The following is a 16,600-nucleotide window of genomic DNA, read 5'->3' as shown; positions in this document are numbered from 1 at the left end:
TCAGCAGGACACCCGGCGTGTCGTCGTCGTGTCGTGCGGAGAACCGGCGACCAGTCGGGTGGACAGCGTGTTACAGCAGCGGTGGCCGACCCGCCCCCTACTGCGTGACCAGCACCGCCTGCACCTGGTCCTCCAGCGGCGGCGTGAGCGCGTCGTCGCCGGTGACGATCTCCACCGTGCGGATCGTCCCGGTGAACCGGTACCCGTCGCGGGTGCCGTAGTCGTCGGTGACCGGCGTGCCGCGGTCGATGCCGACGTCGAGGGTCTGGTCCATCGAGAACATGCCGGGCAGCGAGCGCTCCAGCCGGCCCTCGGCGACGACCGACCCGTCGAGGACCAGCGTGACCGATGCGCCCCTGCCGAGCCCGCCGCCGTCGTACGCGAACCGGAGCGCGGCCACGTGCTCCCCCTCGGCCAGCAGGACCGACGAGCGTACGTGCGTCCAGTCGATCGCGGCGTAGCTGTAGGCCCAGGTCAGCACGCCGTCGCGCACGTAGAGCGACCAGCCGCCGAAGTACCCTCCCTGCGCGACCAGCACGCCCCGGGTCGAGGGTCCGCCCGAGAACACCGCGCGGACCAGGTGGGAGGCGTTGCGGACGATCGGTACGGCGTCGTCGCGCAGGCGTCCCGAGGTCGGGCCGAGCACGATCGACTCCGGGGGTGCGGGCCGGCTGCCCGCGGAGCGGGCGAAGACGAGCTTGTCGTCCATCGGGAGCACGTGGTTGCGCCGGGCCTCGTCGAGGAAGAGCGCCTGCAGGGCAGCGAGCCGCTCGGGCTCGACCGCCGCGAGGTCACGCGCCTGGGTCCAGTCCGTGGTGGTGTCGTACAGCTCCCAGCGGTCGTCCTCGAAGCGCGGCGTCTCCTCGAACCGCGGGTGCCAGGGCGCCTTGTGCGCGGCGACCGCGGTCCAGCCCTCGTGGTAGATCCCGCGGTTGCCGAACATCTCGAAGTACTGGGTGGTGTGGCGTTCGGCGGCCTGGGGAGCGTCGAAGGAGTAGGCGAACGAGACGCCGTCGAGGGGCGCCTGCTCGACGCCGTCGATCGTCGAGGGCACGGGTACGCCGGCCACCTCGAGCAGCGTGGGCAGCACGTCGTTGACGTGGTGCCACTGGTGGCGCACCTCGCCCCGTGCCTTGATCCCCCGAGGCCAGTGCACGACCAGCCCGTTGCGGGTGCCGCCGTAGTGGGAGGCGACCTGCTTGGTCCACTGGTACGGCGTGTCCATGGCCACCGCCCAGCCCGCGGGGTAGTGCGCGTAGGTGTCCGGGCCGCCGAGCTCCCCGGGCCGCTCGGCGATGAACCGGGCGATCCGCTCGGGCGACTCCTCGATCCCGTTGAAGTGCAGCCCCTCGTTGAGCGTGCCCGCCTCGCCGCCCTCGGCGGAGGCTCCGTTGTCGCCCAGGATGTAGAGCACGATCGTGTTGTCCAGCTCGCCACGCTCGCGGAGCGCCTCGACCACCCGCCCCACCTGGGCGTCGGTGTGCTCCGCGAACGCGGCGTACAGCTCCATCAGGTGCTGCCCCGTCTCCCGCTCGAGGTCGGAGACCTCGTCCCAGTGCGGTACGCCGGGCGTCCAGGGAGCCAGCTCCGCGTCCGGCGGTACGACGCCCAGCGCGCGCTGCTTCTCGAGGGTGATCTCGCGCTGGCGGTCCCAGCCGTGCGCGAACTCCCCGCGGTAGCGGTCGCGCCACTGCGCCGGCACCTGGAAGGGCGCGTGGGTGGCGCCGAAGGCCAGGTAGCAGAACCACGGCTTGTCCGGCGCGTGCCGGCGCACGTCGCCGGTCCAGGCGATCGCACGGTCGGCCAGGTCCTCCGAGAAGTGGTAGCCCTCGGCGGCGGTGCGCGGCGGGTCGACGAAGGTGGTGCCGTCGACGAGGGTCGGCTCGAACTGGCTGGCCTCGCCGCCGAGGAAGCCGTAGAACCGGTCGAATCCCTCGCCGGTCGGCCACCGGTCGAACGGCCCGGCAGCGGTCTGCTCCCACGGCGGGGTCTGGTGCCACTTGCCGAACGCACCCGTCGAGTACCCGTTGCCGCGCAGGATCTGCGCGAGGGTTCCGGCGCTGCGCGGCCGTTGGCCGTCGTACCCGGGCGCACCGGTGGAGATCTCCATGACCGTGCCGACGCCGACGGCGTGGTGGTTGCGGCCGGTCATCAGGGCGGCGCGGGTGGGGGAGCACAGGGCCGTGGTGTGGAAGCGCGTGTAGCGCAGGCCGTCCTCGGCCAGCTCCTCGGCGACCGGCGTGCGGCACGGCCCGCCGAACACGGACGGGGCGCCGAAGCCCATGTCGTCGAGCAGGACGACCAGCACGTTCGGCGCGCCCTCGGGGGCGTCGAGGCGCTCGCGCAGCGGCAGCGGCGCGACCTGGTCGCGGGCGTCGAGCTGGGCCTCGAAGGGGGCGCGGTCGCGGTGGAAGGGCAGGTGGGTGCGGTCGGTCATCGGGGGGGGGGTCCGTTCGGTGATCAGGAGGGACGGGGAAGGGAGTTGCCGCACCGGAAGCCGATGTTGGCGGAGGCCGAGTCGGGGGTGTTGCCGGTGCGGGCGGCGACCCGGTAGCGGTTGCAGTAGGAGTCGTGGCACAGGTACGAGCCGCCACGCATCACGCGGTGGGTGCCGTGGTCCGGCCCGTGCGGGTCGAAACCGGGGGAGCGGCCGTAGTAGGTCGGATCGAACCAGTCCGCGCACCACTCCCAGACGTTCCCGACGGTCTGGAAGAGGCCGTACCCGTTGGGCCGGTAGGACTTCACCGGGGCGGTGGTGAGGTAGCCGTCGTCGAGGTCGTTGGCGACGGGGAAGTCGCCCTGCCAGACGTTGAGCCGCCAGGCGCGCCCGTCGTGCAGCTCGTCGCCCCACGGGAACCGCCGGCCCTCGAGCCCGCCGCGTGCGGCGAACTCCCACTCGGCCTCGGTCAGCAGCCGCTTGCCGGCCCAGCGGCAGTAGGCGTGCGCGTCGTGCCAGGTCACGTGCACGACCGGGTGGTGCGGCAGGTCGCCGATCGAGGAGAGCGGACCCGCGGGATGCCGCCAGTCCGCGCCCTTCACCGCGACCCACCACGGCGTCGTGTCGAGCCGGTGGAGCACGTCGCCGCGGCTCGCCTCGACGGCGAGGTGGAAGACCGCCGAGACACCGAGCTGCTCGGCCTCGGTCACGTAGCCGGTCGCCTTCACGAAGCGGGCGAACGCCACGTTGGTCACTGCCGTCTCGTCGACGAGGTACGGCGCCAGCGCCACCTCGTGCACCGGGCCCTCGCCGTCGCCGGACGCGCCGTCGCCGAAGGCGTCGCCCATCGCGAAAGCCCCGCCGGGGACCGGCTTCTGCTTCCCCCCGGTGGTCGAGGAGGTCGGGCTGCGGCCGTCTCGAGACCTCTGGCCGAGGTGCTGGGCGGTTCCCCGTGGGAGCGCCCCGGCCTCGGGCCCGGAGGTCTCGAGACGGCCGCGGGCGGCCTCCTCGACCACCGGGTGGCAGCAGGCTCCGCTCACGACGCGAGCTCGCGCACCCGGCGGCCGCCGCGACGGGCCGGATCCGGCACGGGGACGGCGTCGAGCAGCCGGCGCGTGTAGTCCGCCTCCGGCTGCGCGAACACCCGGCCCACCGGGCCGATCTCGACCAGCTGCCCCGCGCGGAGCACGGCCACCCGGTCGGCCACCTGGTGCACGACCGCGAGGTCGTGACTGATGAACAGGCAGGCGAACCCGAGCTGCTCCTGCAGGTCGCGGAACAGGGCGAGCACCCGCGCCTGCACCGACACGTCCAGGGCGCTGGTGGGCTCGTCGGCCACCAGCAGGGCGGGCTCCAGGGCCAGGGCGCGGGCCAGGGCGATCCGCTGCCGCTGGCCGCCGGAGAGCTCGCGGGGGCGGCGCTCGGCGTACGACACCGGCAGCTGGACCGCCTCGAGGAGCTCGGCCACCCGCGCATCCCGCTCGGCCGGGGTGCCGACGCGATGGATGTCCAGCGGTTCGCGGATGCTCGCGCCCACGGCGTAGCGCGGGTCGAGCGAGGCCTCGGGGTCCTGGTGCACGAACGCCAGCCCGCGGCGCAGGTGGCGCCGCTCGGCGCGCGGGGCGGCGAGCACGTCCTCGCCGCGCAGCAGCACCTGCCCGTCGGCCAGCGGCACCAGGCCCGCGGCCAGCCGGCCGAGGGTGGTCTTGCCCGAGCCGGACTCGCCGACCAGGCCGACCACCTCGCCGGGTGCCACCGACAGCGAGACGTCCGAGATCGCGGGGAAGGCGCGCCCCCGGCGGCTGGATCCGTAGTGCACGTGGACGCCGCGGAACTCCACGGCCGGCACGACCCCAGCCGGGGCGTCTCGTGACGGTCGCTCCGCGACCTCCTCGACGTCCGAGCGCTCGGGCAGCCGCAGCACGGAGGCGAGCAGCGTCTTCGTGTACGGCTCGCGCGGCTGGGCGAACAGCGCCCGGGTCTCACCCTCCTCGACGACGTGGCCGGCCTGCAGCACGACGACCCGGTCCGCGATCTCCGCGACCACGCCCATGTTGTGGGTGATCAGCACGATCGCGGTGCCGGTCCGCTCGCGGATGCGGTCGAGCAACCGCAGGATCTCGGCCTGCACGGTGACGTCGAGGGCGGTCGTGGGCTCGTCGGCGAGCAGCACGTCCGGCTCGTTGGCCAGCGCCAGCGCGAGCACGACGCGTTGCTTCTGGCCGCCCGAGAGCTGGTGCGGGTACGACGACAGCCGGCGCTCCGGCTCGGGGATCTCCACCGCGCGCAGCAGCTCGATCGCCCGCTCCGTAGCGGCCTTCCGCGACCTCGTGCCGTGCGCCCTCAGCGCCTCGCGCAGCTGCCAGCCGATGGTGCGGACCGGGTTGAGCGCCGTCTGGGGCTCCTGGAACACCATCGCGATCCGGGCGCCGCGGATCTGGTTGAGGTCGGCCTCGGGCAGGCCGAGGATCTCCTCGCCGTCGTACCGGATGGAGCCGGTGGCCCTCGCTCCCGGCGGCAGCAGTCCGAGGACGGCGCGGGCGGTCATCGACTTGCCGGAACCGGACTCGCCCACCAGGGCGAGGATCTCGCCGCGGTGGAGCGCCACCGACACGTCCTCGACGGCGGGCCGCGGGTGGGCGAAGGAGATGGCGAGGTGCTCGATCGAGAGCACCTCCTCGGTGGAGTGGAGATCAAGCACGGCGGGCCTCCGACAGCGACTGGGAGATGAGCAGGAGCCCGAGGACCAGCGCGACCACGACGGCCAGCGGGCCCACGGCGAAGAACGGGGCGTCGTGCAGGAGACGGACGCCGTCCTTGATGAGCGAGCCCAGCGAGGGGTGCGGCGGCCGCACGCCCAGGCCGAGGAAGCTCATCGCGCCCTCGACGAACACCGCCACCGACATGGAGACGGCGAGCTGGACGGTGAGCGGCTCCAGCGAGTTGGGCAGCACGTGCTTGCGCAGCACCCACGCGGGTCCGGCGCCGACGACCTGCGACGCCTCCACGAACGGCATCTCGCGGACGGTGCGCACCGCGGTGCGCACCAGCCGCCCGAACACCGGGATCTCGAGCGCGACGATCACGATGCCGACCGTCAGCAGGCCGGGGCCGAGGAAGGCGGTCAGCAGGATGCCGAGGATCAGTGCCGGGAAGGCGAGCAGCAGGTCGAAGGCCCGCTGCGCGATGACGTCGGTGACCGACCACCAGCTGGTGACCAGCCCGAGCAGGACACCGAGCACCGCACCGACCGGGACGGCCGCGAAGACGACGACCAGGTCGGCGCGGATGCCGTGGAGCGTGCGGGACAGGATGTCCCGGTTCAGCTCGTCGGTGCCGAGCCAGTGCCCGGCCGTCGGGCCGAGCAGGTTGGCGCCCTTCACCTGCTCGGTGGGCCCGTACGGCGCCAGCAGCGGCCCGAGCACGCCGAGCAGCACGACCGCGCCGACGAGCACGACCCCGACCAGGCCACGGCCGTGGCGCAGGGCGTGCAGCAGTCCCGGGCGCCGGGCGGGCGCGGGGTCGCCGGGGACCGGTCCGACCGGGACCGGGACGACCGGCTCGGCGACGGCGATGTCGGTCATCAGGAGACTCCGTTCAGCCGCACGCGCGGGTCGAGCCACGCGTGGATCAGGTCACTGGCGAGCTGGGTGAGCACGAACACGACGACCGAGAGCAGCAGCAGGACCTGGACGACGGGGTAGTCGCGCGAGGAGATCCCCTGCTCGATCAGCCGGCCCAGGCCGGGCCAGGCGAAGACCGCCTCGACCAGGATCGCGCCGCCGAGCAGGGTGCCGAACTGGATGCCCAGCACCGTGATCGACGACGGCAGTGCGTTGCGCAGCGCCTGGGTGAGCACGATGCGGCGGCGCGGGATGCCGAGCGCGCGGGCCGTGGTGACGTACGGCTGCTGCAGCTGGGTGCGCAGCCCCTCGGTCAGGAACCGGGTCAGGGCCGCCCACGCCGGGAGGGCGAGCGCCAGGCCGGGCAGCAGGAGGTACTGGAAGGCGATGTCCGGGTGGGAGAAGAACCCGCCCGGCGGCGTACCTCCGGCCGGCAGCACCGGGAAGCGCACCGCGAACACCAGCACCAGCACCAGCGCCGTCGCGAAGGTCGGCACCGCCACCGCGGCCGTGTTGAGCGCGGACAGCAGCGAGTTGAGCCACCGCTTGTCCCACACGAGCGCTGCGGTGCTGGTCACCAGCGCGCCTGCCGAGGCCAGCACGAGCGCGAACAGGGTCAGCACCACGGTGTTGAGCGCGCCGTCGGCGATCAGGTCGCCCACGTCGCCGCCGAGCTTGTACGACGGCCCGAGGTCGAAGCGCGCCAGGTCACCGAGCCAGTGGACGTACTGGCTCCAGAACGGCTGGTCAAGCCCGAGCTCCGCGCGGATGGCCGCGCGGGACTCGGGCGTGGCGTCCGGCCCGGCGAGCACCGAGACCGGGTCGCCGGGCACCAGCCGGATCAGGGCGAAGATGCCGATCGAGGCCAGCACCGTCACCAACAGGGCCGAGCCCAGTCTGCTGAGGAGATAGCGGATCATCGTGGGCTCACTCTCCGGTCACTTCGTCAGGTAGGTGTCGTAGAACAGCGGCTCGCCACGCTTGGTCTCGCCGATGTCGTGGACCTGGGTGCTGCTCGCGTCCTGCGGAAGCGTGATCGCGATCTCCAGCAGGAACGAGCCCTTGAGCAGCTGCTCGTCGAGCGCGGCGTAGTCGGCGGGGTCGACCGCGCCGGCCTTCTGCTTCCAGACCTTCTCGGCGGCCGCCTTGTAGTCGGCGTCGACGTACAGCGAGGCGTTGTGGTCGGCGTTGAAGGGGTACGCCGAGACCGCGAGCGTCGATGGCGTGTAGTGCGCGTAGGCGTGGCTGAGGATCCACAGCGCCGGGAACTTCGCGCCGATCAGCTGCTGGATCACCTGGGCCTGCTCCTGCGGGTCGAGCTCGACCTCGATGCCGACCTTCGCGAGGTCCGCCTGCACGATCTGCGCGATGGCGCCGTAGATCGGGTTCTCCGAGGGGTAGGTCAGCGGCAGCTTCGGGATCGCGACGCCGTCGGCCTTCGCCTCGTCGACGAGGGTCTTGGCCTTGTCGAGGTCGTAGTCGTAGGTGGCGTTGGCCTTCTCGTCGTACGCCGGCGAGTAGCTCGGCCACGGCAGGCTGATCGGGACACCAGCACCGCGGAAGACCTCCTCGACCACGCGCTTGCGGTCGAGCGCGTAGGCGATCGCCTGGCGCACCCGCACGTCGGACAGCGCCGGGTTGGTGACGTTCGTGCCGACGTACACCTGGCTCTCGGCGCCGTCCCACTGGTTGACGTGGAACTGGTCGTCCTTGCCCAGGCTCTCGAAGTCGCGGTACGACGCACCGAGGATCAGGTCGAGCTGGTGGGACCGGAGCTGGGCGACCTGGGCCTGCGGGTCGGGGATGACGCTGACGTCGATGCCGTCCAGTGCGGGCTTGCCGCGCCAGTAGTCGTCGTTGCGGGTGAAGCTGATCTTGGCGCCGGGGCTCCACGACGCGAACTCGAACGGGCCGGTGCCGACGAAGGCCTTGCCCTCACGGAGCTGGTCGATCGTGTCCTTGTCGATGATCGGCAGCATGTCGAGCAGGTCGAAGATGTTGCTGAGCGGGTGCGCGAAGGTCAGCGTGATCGCGTGCTCGTCGCTGGTGTCGAAGCCGGTGATGGCTGCGGCGGTGCGCTGCAGCTGCACCGTCCAGACCGGGTCCGCCCAGGTCTTGATGCTGAACTCCACGTCCTTGCTGGTGAACGGCCGACCGGAGTGGAACTTCACGTCGTCGCGCAGCTGCAGGGTGAGCTGGGTGCCGTCCTGCGAGAGCTCCCACGACGTCGCCAGCGACGGCTGCGGCTCGAGCTCGTCGAGCGGGTAGTCGATGAGCGAGTCGTAGACGCTGCCGATCAGCAGGTTGATGGAGTCGCTGGAGTTCGTGAAGATCCGCGCCGGGATGATGTCGTTGAGGGCACCGACGCGCAGGGTGCCGCCCTCCTGCCGTTCGCCGGAGCCGGCCTTCAGCTCGTCGACTGCCGACGAGCACGCCGTCGCCGCCAGCAGGGTGGTCGCGGCGAGGAGTGCGGCCGCGAGGCGGCGGAGGCGTCGGGGTCGCCGGCGCGGGTGCGCGGGGGCAGAGCTGGACACAGGTGTTCCTTTCAGTCGGTGGTCGAGGAGGTCGCGCAGCGACCGTCACGAGACCCGGTCGCGGGCAGGGGTGGTCAGGCGCCGGGTCGACACGCGCCGTCCGCCTCGACACCGGTGAGTTCGACACAGGCGAGCGGGTCGTCGAGGACGGGACCGAGGGCGACGGTGCAGGCGCTGATCGCCTGGATGTCGCTGCCGAAGCGGGTGAACGACACGGGGACCCGGTGGTCGAGGCCGGTGTGCTCCTCGTAGGCCGTGACGATGACGTCGAGCAGGCCGGGGTCGCCGGTGAAGGCCTGGCCGACCAGGACCACCCGGTCGGGGGAGAGCATGTCGCGCACCGAGCCGGCCGCGGCGCCGAGGACGCGGGCCCGCCCGACGTCCGGCAGTACGTCGAGCGCCGCGGCGAGGCAGCCGCTGCGACCGCACGCGCAGGGGACGTCCGCGCCGGTGGGGAAGTGGGTCAGGCTCGCGGCCCGGGTGACGTCGGTCTGCACGCCGCGGTCGACGGCGACCGACCAGCCGAAGGTGTCGCGGGCGTAGAGGTAGAGGGTCAGGCCGCCGTTGTCGCGGCCCTGCTGCCCCTGCCGGCGGTGCAGGAACTCCGCCGCCGCCACCGCGGAGATGTGGTCTCCGGTGCGGACCGGGAGGCCGGTGAGTTCGTGCAGCTCGGCCTCGCGCCCGGTGGGGAGCAGGCCGATCTCCCGCCAGGGGGCGACCAGCCCGGCCGCGAGCGGGACCCGGCCGGGGTGGGAGCCGAGCAGGGTCGCGGCCTCCCGGCTGAGCTGCTCGAGGTCGGGCTCGCTGCCGAGCGGGCGTCGTACCGTCGTCGAGGTCAGCACCCGGCCGGTCAGGTCGCCGAGCGCGACGGTGGCGATCCGGCGCCCGACATGGACGCCGATGGTGACGTAGTGGTCGGGGTCGATCTCGACCGGCACGCCGGGCCGGCCGGTCGCGCCGGGCCGGGCGAGGTCGGGACGCTCGCGGAGCAGGCCGCGCTCGACGAGCACGGCGGCGGTGCGGCCGACGGTGGCGATGCTCAGGCCGGTGGCGGCGGCGATCTCGTCGCGGGAGGCGCGGCCCGCGGCCCGGACCTGCTCGAGCACCTGGGTCGCCGTGGAGCTGAACCGGCCCCGGGACACGGTGATGATCGGTGAGCGCGTCATGCCGTACCTCCTCCGGGTCGCCGATCTGCAATGTCTATCAATCTACTCGACAAACTGTAGATCATGACGGCGGGGGCCGTGCAACCGCGTCCCGCGATCCGGGCGGGTTCGGCTCACGGTGAGCGAAAGCCTTGTCCGGCGCGGGATTCGTCCCCACCGTTGGGCCTCGTTCGACTTCCGAGTGATTCCCCAGCGACCCGAAGGACGCCTCATGACCATCAGCCTCGACCGCGAGACCGCCGCTCCCACGACCATCACGGTGAGCAAGCTGGGCAGCCGGATCGGCGCCCGCATCGACGGCGTGCGCCTCGGCGGCGACCTCGCGCCGGAGACCGTCGCCGAGATCCGCGCGGCCCTGGGCGAGCACAAGGTCGTCTTCTTCCGCGGCCAGGACCACCTCGACGACGACGGGCAGATCGCGTTCGGCGAGCTGCTCGGGCCGCTCACCACCGCCCACCCGACGGTCAACACCGGCAGCGCCCGCGTGCTCGCCCTCAAGGCCACCCAGGGCATGGCCGCGAACTCGTGGCACACCGACGTCACCTTCGTCGACCGGGTGCCGGCGTTCTCGATCCTGCGCGGCGTGACCATCCCGGCGTACGGCGGCAGCACGGTCTGGGCGAACACCGTGACGGCGTACGAGACCCTCCCGCCGCAGCTCAAGGCGCTCGTCGACGACCTGTGGGCCGTGCACACCAACGACTACGACTACGCCAACCACTACACCGAGGAGGGCGAGGCCAACACCCAGTTCAGCCGCGCGGAGTTCGCCTCGACGGTCTACCAGACCGAGCACCCGGTGGTGCGGATCCACCCGGAGACCGGCGAGCGCGCGCTGCTGCTGGGCCACTTCGTGAAGAACTTCGTCGGCTTCAACTCCAAGGAGTCCTCGACCCTCTTCAACCTGCTCCAGGACCGGGTGACCAAGCTCGAGAACACGATCCGCTGGACGTGGGAGGAGGGCGACGTCGCGATCTGGGACAACCGCGCCACGCAGCACTACGCGACCGCCGACTTCGACACCCAGCTGCGCGAGGTACGCCGGATCACCGTGCAGGGACCCGTCCCGGTGTCGATCGACGGCCGCGAGAGCCGCGTGCTCCAGGGCTCGGCCGACGTCTACAACCGGCTCGACGAGCTCATCCGCTGAGTGCTACGCACCGATGTCGAGGGGGTCACGAGACCTCGGACGTCGAGGAGTTGCGCAACAACCGTCACGAGACGTCTGACCGCGCTGCCGGGACTGTCTGCCGTCAGTCCCGACAGCGCCTCGCCTGGTCTCGTGACGTGCCACGACCTCGCTTGCTTCGCGGCGCGAGCTCGTCGGCGCTCCTCGACCTTCGGCCCCTGACCGCGGCTTCGTCCCTCAGCCGCCGGCGGCCTCGGCGTAGCGTCGGTGGCATGACCCCAGCCGACCTGCTGACCGATGCCTTCTCCCGTGTCCTCGGCGTCGTCGAGACCGTTCTCGACGGCGCCGACGACGCGCTCCTCGCCCAGCGCCCCGGCCCCGATGCCAACAGCATCGCGTGGCTGGTCTGGCACCTGACCCGGGTGCAGGACGACCATGTCGCCCACGTCGCCGGGACGGGCCAGGTCTGGACCGACGACGGCTTCGCCGACAGGTTCGCCCTGCCGCTCGACCCGCGCGACATCGGCTACGGCCACACCAGCGCCCAGGTCGGTACGGTCCTCGCGCCTGCCGGGCTGCTGCTCGACTACTACCGTGCCACCCATGCGCGCACCCTGGGCTTCGTCGGCGCGGTCGGCGCCGACGACCTCGACCGGGTCGTCGACACCCGCTGGGACCCGCCGGTCACGCTCGGCGTCCGGCTGGTCAGCGTGGTCGACGACTGTGCGCAGCACGCCGGGCAGGCGGCGTACGTGAAGGGGCTGCTGGCGGGCTGATCCGCGCCTCGGCCCCTGCGCTCAAGTAACACGCTGTCCACCCGACTGGTCGCCGGTTCTCAGCGCGACACGCCGACGACACGCCGGCCCCGCTGCTGAGAACCACCGGGTAGTCGGGTGGACAGCGTGTTACATGCCGGGCGGCCGGCCGGACTCAGAGCCCAGCGGCCAGGTCCCGCACGATCTCCCCTGCCGGCCGCTCCTCCGCACTGCGCCAGCCCGTGCCCGCCCACAAGTGCAGCCGGTGCGGATCGCCGGTCGTGGCGGCGGTCCGGCGCAGCTCGCGGGTGAGGTGGTGCAGCTCCGGATACCCGTACGGCGCGTGCGCGTGGTGGCGTTCCACGAAGCCGTTGCGCAGCGCCCGCGCCGGTCGCCCCGTGAAGGAGTGGGTCAGGACCGTGGTGGTGAAGGCGGGGTCGGCGAGCGCGCCGCGGTGGGTGGCCGTCGTACCGGCCTCGGTGGCGCGGAGCAGCAGCGTGCCGACCGCGACCGCCTCGGCGCCCGCCCCCACCAGGTCCCGTACGTCGACCGGCCCGGTCACCCCGCCGGCCGCGACGAGCGGGAGCCGGGTCACGCCGGCCACCGCCCGCACCACGTCGGCGGTCGCGGCGTCGGTGATGGTGCGGCGCGGGTCGAAGGTGCCGCTGTGCCCACCGGCGGCCGGTCCCTGCACGACCAGCCCGTCGACGCCGAGGTCCTCGGCGGCGCGTGCCTCCTCCGGGGTGGTCACCGTCGCCAGCACCCGCGAGCCCGCGGCCCGCAGCGCGGTGATGTCGGCAGCGGATGGGAGGCCGAAGGTCAGCGACACCACCGGCACCGGGTGCGCCACCAGCAGCGCGACCTTCTCGCGCCACGCGTCGTCGTCGTGGCGCGGCTCGGCGGGGAGGTCGACGCCCAGCGCCTCCGCCTCGTCCCGGATCGCCTCGGCATAGGCGCGGTAGGCGTCGGGCGCGATCGCCCCCGGCTGGGGCACGAACAGGTTGACCCCGAAGGGTGACCCGGTCGCGTGCGCGGCCGTCAGCCGGTCGGCGAAGGCATCCGCCGACAGGTAGCCGGCCGGCAGGAACGCGAACCCGCCGGCCGCGGTCACGGCCGCCTCGAGGGCGGGGGTGGAGGGGCCGCCGGCCATGGGCGCGGCCGCGAGGGGCAGGTCGGACTCGAGCAGGGACGTCACCGTCACGCCTCCCATCGTGCAGCACCCTGCCGAACCGGCCGCTCACGCGTGCCCGAGAATGGCCGGGACATGACCGAGAGCACCGTGGACCCGCGCGCTCGCGGCGTCCTGGTCACGCTCTGCGTCACGGTCACCGTCGCGTACGGCGTCCTCTACTACTCCTTCACGGTCCTCGCCCCAGGAATCAGCGCCGACACCGGCTGGTCCACGGCCGCGGTCACCACGGTCTTCTCGGTGGGCAGCCTGGCCGGTGCGCTGGCCGGCGTCCTGGCCGGCCGGGTCATCCAGCGCCGCGGCCCGCGGGTCGTGATGACCGCCGGCAGCGTCCTCGGCGCGCTCGGCGTCGTCGTCATCGCCGCCGCGCCGAATCTGCCGGTGTTCACGCTCGGCTGGCTGATCGCGGGCGCGGCCGGTGCCGGCACGTTCTACCCGCCGGCATTCGCCGCCCTCACCCAGTGGTACGGCGACCAGCGCGTCCGCGCGATCACGACACTGACCCTGGCCGCGGCGTTCTCCTCGACCATCTTCGCGCCGCTGGTCGCCTTCCTCGACGCCGAATGGGGCTGGCGGGCGACGTACGTCGTCCTCGGCGCGATCATGCTCGTCCTCACCGGGCCCGCGCACGCGCTGGTGCTGCGCCTGCCCTGGCGGCCCGCCGCCCTCGAGCACGGCACCCACGAGCGCTCCCGCACCGACCGCGAGGTCCTGGCCAGCCGCACCTTCGTGCTGGTGTGCGCGTCCGGCGCGCTGACCACGCTGGTCATGTTCGCCTCGCTGGTCCACCTGGTGCCGCTGCTCCTCGACCGCGGGATGAGCGTCCAGCTGGCCGCGTGGGCGCTCGGGCTCAGCGGCGCGGGCCAGGTGGTCGGCCGCCTGCTGTACGCCCCCCTCCAGCGCCGCCTCCCCACCAACCCGCGCGCGGCGCTGGTGATGGAGCTGCTGGCGGTGCTCGTCCTCGCCCTGGCGCTGGTGCCCGGGCCGGTGCCGCTGCTGATCGTGGTCGCGGTGCTGGCGGGTGCCGCCCGCGGCCTGTTCACCCTCGTCGGCGCCACGGTGGTCAGCGACCACTGGGGACCGGAGCGGTACGCCGCGCTCAACGGCGTCTACAACGCACCCGTCGGCGTCGCCGCCGCGCTCTCGCCCGCCTTCGGCGCCGCCGTCATCGCCGCGACGGGCAGCGTGACGGGGCTCTTCGTCGTCCTCGCTGCCCTCGGCGTCGCCGGCGCCGCCCTGGCGGTCCTTGCCGGCAACACGCCCGACCCTCAGTAGTACTGGTCAGGGCACCCCCGGCGGGTGCACGATGCCCAGACGCGGATCGTGAGCCGGCCCACTCGGGGGCAGGCCCGGACCAAGGAGGGGCGCGGATGACCCAGGTGAGTGGCGCGCAGTCGGCGCTCGACGCGGAGCAGGTCGGCTACAAGCAGACGCTCGGCCGCCGGCACGTCCAGATGATCGCGATCGGCGGCGCCATCGGCACCGGCCTGTTCCTGGGCTCGGCCAGCCGGCTGCACAGCACCGGTCCGGCACTGCTGTTCAGCTACGCGTTCGTGGGCGTCATCGCCTACTTCCTGATGCGGGCCCTCGGCGAGCTGGTGCTGCACCGCGCGACATCGGGCGCGTTCGTGTCGTACATGCGCGAGTTCTACGGCGAGGCGGCGGCGTACGTCACCGGTTGGATGTACTGGCTCAACTGGGCGCTGACCGGTATCGCCGAGCTCTCGGCGGTCGGGCTCTACATGCAGTACTGGTTCCCGAACCTGCCCGCCTGGGCGACGGTGCTGGTCGCGCTCGCGGTCGTGCTGACGATCAACCTGCTCTCCGCCCGCGCGTTCGGCGAGTTCGAGTTCTGGGCCGCGATCCTCAAGGTCGCCGCGATCGTCGTGTTCCTCGTCGTGGGCCTGGTCGTGGTGATCGGCACCTTCGACATCGGCGGCCACGAGGCCGGCGTCTCCAACCTGTGGAGCAACCCCGGCGGGTTCTGGCCGGCCTCCGACGGCTTCTACTGGTACGGCCCGATCCTCGTGATGTCCGGCGTCGTGTTCGCGTACGCCGCGATCGAGATGGTCGGCGTCGCGGCGGGCGAGATGGAGGACGCGCATCGCGAGGTGCCCAAGGCCGTCAACGCGGTCATCATGCGGATCGCGGTCTTCTACTGCGGCTCGATCCTGCTGCTCGTCTGCATGCTGCCGACCTCCGAGTTCAAGCCCGGCATCAGCCCGTTCGTCACCGTCTTCGACCGCCTCGGCCTGAACTGGATGGGCGCGGCGATCCAGGTGATCCTCATCGTCGCCGCCATGTCGAGCCTCAACTCCGGCCTCTACTCGACCGGCCGGGTGCTGCGCAGCCTCGGCATGTCCAAGCAGGCGCCGGCGTTCACGCTCAAGATGAGCGAGTCCGGCGTGCCGTGGGCGGGCATCGCGATGACCTCGATCGTCTACGTCTTCGGCGCCCTGCTCAACGCGCTGGCCCCCGACGCCTTCGAGATCGCGCTCGAGGCCGCCGCGATCGGCGTGGTCTTCACCTGGGCCTCGATCTTCCTGTGCCAGATCCGGCTGCGGCAGCTCTCCGACAGAGGGGTGGTCCCACCGAGTCCCTTCCAGGCGCCATGGTCGCCGTGGACGTCGATCATCGGGCTGGTCTTCCTGGCCCTGGTGATCGTCGGGCTCGCCGTCTCCGGGTGGCAGAGCTCGCCGTACTTCTGGCACAAGACGACCTTCCTCGTCGTCGTGATCGGCATCCCCGTCATCGCGCTGGTGCTGTGGATCGGGTGGATAGCCGTCAGGCCGAAGGTCGCCGCCGACACCGGCGGGCGGATGCAGTCGGTGTGGACCAACGACGGTCCGCGGTACGCCGACGAGGAGCCACTCCCGATGGGCGGCAGTGTCGACGGAGTCGAGGGGGTCGAGGGATGAGGAGGACACCCGTGCGCAGCGGCATCGCGATCGTCCTGGCGGTCCTCGCCACCACCCTCGCCGGCTGCGGCGGCGACGGCGAGATCAAGACCCCCGACCTGGTGAAGGGCGCCCAGGAGGGCGGCAGGCTCACCATCGGCATCTCGTTCGACGAGCCCGGCGTGGGGTTCAGGTCGGGCGAGACCTACAGCGGGTTCGACGTCGACACGGCGACCTACGTCGCGAAGGCGCTCGGGGTCGACGCGAAGGACATCACCTGGGTGCGGGCCGACCCCGGCGAGCGCGAGCAGCTGCTCGAGAGCGGGAAGGCCGACCTGGTCGTCGCGACATACTCGATCACCGACGAGCGCAAGCAGGACGTCGACTTCGCCGGGCCTTACTTCGTCGCCCACCAGGACCTGCTGATCCGCCGCAACGACACGGAGATCACCGGCCCCGAGACCCTCGACGGGCGCACCCTGTGCTCGGTCACGGGCACCACGTCGTCGGACTACGTGCGCGAGAACTACAAGGGCGACATCACGCTCAAGGAGTACCCGCGCTACTCCGAGTGCGTCGCCGCGCTGCTGGACGGCAGCGTCGACGCGGTCACGACCGACGACCTGATCCTGGCCGGCTATGCGAGCGAGGAGAAGTACAAGGGCAAGCTCAAGGTGGTCGGCGACGGCTTCACCGACGAGCGCTACGGCATCGGGGTCAAGAAGGGCGACCAGGAGTTGGTCGACCAGGTCGACGCGGCGTTGGAGCAGTACGTCGACGACGGCTCCTGGGAGGCCGCGCTGAAGCAGTCGGTCGGCGACTCGGGCTACGAGATCCCCGACCCGCCGAAGCCCGGCACGGCCTGATCCC

General features: G+C 72.4%; 13 protein-coding genes. 5 read left to right on the top strand and 8 right to left on the bottom strand.

Annotation, left to right across the window (positions count from 1 at the left end; all coding sequences use genetic code 11):
- Nucleotides 1-97: 97 nt before the first annotated feature.
- From QI633_RS25970 to QI633_RS25940, 7 genes are all read right to left on the bottom strand, one after another.
- Complete coding sequence (locus QI633_RS25970; RefSeq protein WP_282427586.1) at nucleotides 98-2,437, bottom strand: arylsulfatase; 2,340 nt, start codon at nucleotides 2,435-2,437, stop codon at nucleotides 98-100.
- Between the two features lie 23 nt (nucleotides 2,438-2,460).
- Nucleotides 2,461-3,477, bottom strand: a complete 1,017-nt coding sequence (locus QI633_RS25965) for a formylglycine-generating enzyme family protein (RefSeq protein WP_282427585.1) — start codon at nucleotides 3,475-3,477, stop codon at nucleotides 2,461-2,463.
- Nucleotides 3,474-5,138, bottom strand: coding sequence for an ABC transporter ATP-binding protein (locus tag QI633_RS25960; protein WP_260805703.1), 1,665 nt, complete (start codon nucleotides 5,136-5,138; stop codon nucleotides 3,474-3,476). Before QI633_RS25960 ends, QI633_RS25965 begins: the two co-directional genes overlap by 4 nt.
- Complete coding sequence (locus tag QI633_RS25955; protein WP_282427584.1) at nucleotides 5,131-6,021, bottom strand: ABC transporter permease; 891 nt, start codon at nucleotides 6,019-6,021, stop codon at nucleotides 5,131-5,133. The genes QI633_RS25960 and QI633_RS25955 overlap by 8 nt, the downstream gene beginning before the upstream one ends.
- Nucleotides 6,021-6,980, bottom strand: a complete 960-nt coding sequence (locus tag QI633_RS25950) for an ABC transporter permease (RefSeq protein ID WP_282427583.1) — start codon at nucleotides 6,978-6,980, stop codon at nucleotides 6,021-6,023. Before QI633_RS25950 ends, QI633_RS25955 begins: the two co-directional genes overlap by 1 nt.
- Before the next feature lie 18 nt (nucleotides 6,981-6,998).
- Nucleotides 6,999-8,594 carry an ABC transporter substrate-binding protein gene (locus QI633_RS25945; RefSeq protein ID WP_282427582.1) on the bottom strand — a complete coding sequence of 532 codons (1,596 nt, stop codon included), beginning with the start codon at nucleotides 8,592-8,594 and terminating at the stop codon, nucleotides 6,999-7,001.
- Between the two features lie 74 nt (nucleotides 8,595-8,668).
- Entirely contained in the window at nucleotides 8,669-9,760 is a 1,092-nt protein-coding gene (locus tag QI633_RS25940; RefSeq protein WP_282427581.1) for an ROK family transcriptional regulator, read from the bottom strand.
- Nucleotides 9,761-9,971: 211 nt separating this feature from the next.
- Here QI633_RS25940 and QI633_RS25935 point away from each other — a divergent pair, with 211 nt between their 5' ends.
- Nucleotides 9,972-10,910, top strand: coding sequence for a TauD/TfdA family dioxygenase (locus QI633_RS25935; protein ID WP_141796715.1), 939 nt, complete (start codon nucleotides 9,972-9,974; stop codon nucleotides 10,908-10,910).
- Nucleotides 10,911-11,161: 251 nt separating this feature from the next.
- Nucleotides 11,162-11,665, top strand: a complete 504-nt coding sequence (locus QI633_RS25930; protein WP_141796716.1) for a DUF664 domain-containing protein — start codon at nucleotides 11,162-11,164, stop codon at nucleotides 11,663-11,665.
- A 154-nt stretch (nucleotides 11,666-11,819) separates the two neighbouring features.
- Here QI633_RS25930 and QI633_RS25925 read toward each other — a convergent pair whose 3' ends face one another.
- Nucleotides 11,820-12,845 (bottom strand): nitronate monooxygenase, encoded by a 1,026-nt coding sequence (locus tag QI633_RS25925; protein WP_282427580.1) that lies wholly within the window; start codon nucleotides 12,843-12,845, stop codon nucleotides 11,820-11,822.
- Nucleotides 12,846-12,908: 63 nt separating this feature from the next.
- On the opposite strand from QI633_RS25925, the gene QI633_RS25920 reads away from it, so the two are divergent.
- The 3 genes from QI633_RS25920 to QI633_RS25910 all read left to right on the top strand — a co-directional run bounded on the left by QI633_RS25920 (nucleotide 12,909) and on the right by QI633_RS25910 (nucleotide 16,596).
- Nucleotides 12,909-14,108 (top strand): MFS transporter, encoded by a 1,200-nt coding sequence (locus QI633_RS25920; RefSeq protein WP_282427579.1) that lies wholly within the window; start codon nucleotides 12,909-12,911, stop codon nucleotides 14,106-14,108.
- Nucleotides 14,109-14,203: 95 nt separating this feature from the next.
- Entirely contained in the window at nucleotides 14,204-15,751 is a 1,548-nt protein-coding gene (locus QI633_RS25915) for an amino acid permease (protein WP_282427578.1), read from the top strand.
- An 11-nt stretch (nucleotides 15,752-15,762) separates the two neighbouring features.
- Entirely contained in the window at nucleotides 15,763-16,596 is an 834-nt protein-coding gene (locus tag QI633_RS25910) for a glutamate ABC transporter substrate-binding protein (protein WP_282427577.1), read from the top strand.
- Nucleotides 16,597-16,600 lie beyond the last annotated feature (4 nt).

It is taken from the genome of Nocardioides sp. QY071 (assembly GCF_029961765.1).
Lineage (GTDB): Bacteria > Actinomycetota > Actinomycetes > Propionibacteriales > Nocardioidaceae > Nocardioides.
This window is presented reverse-complemented; position numbering and strand designations above follow the sequence as displayed.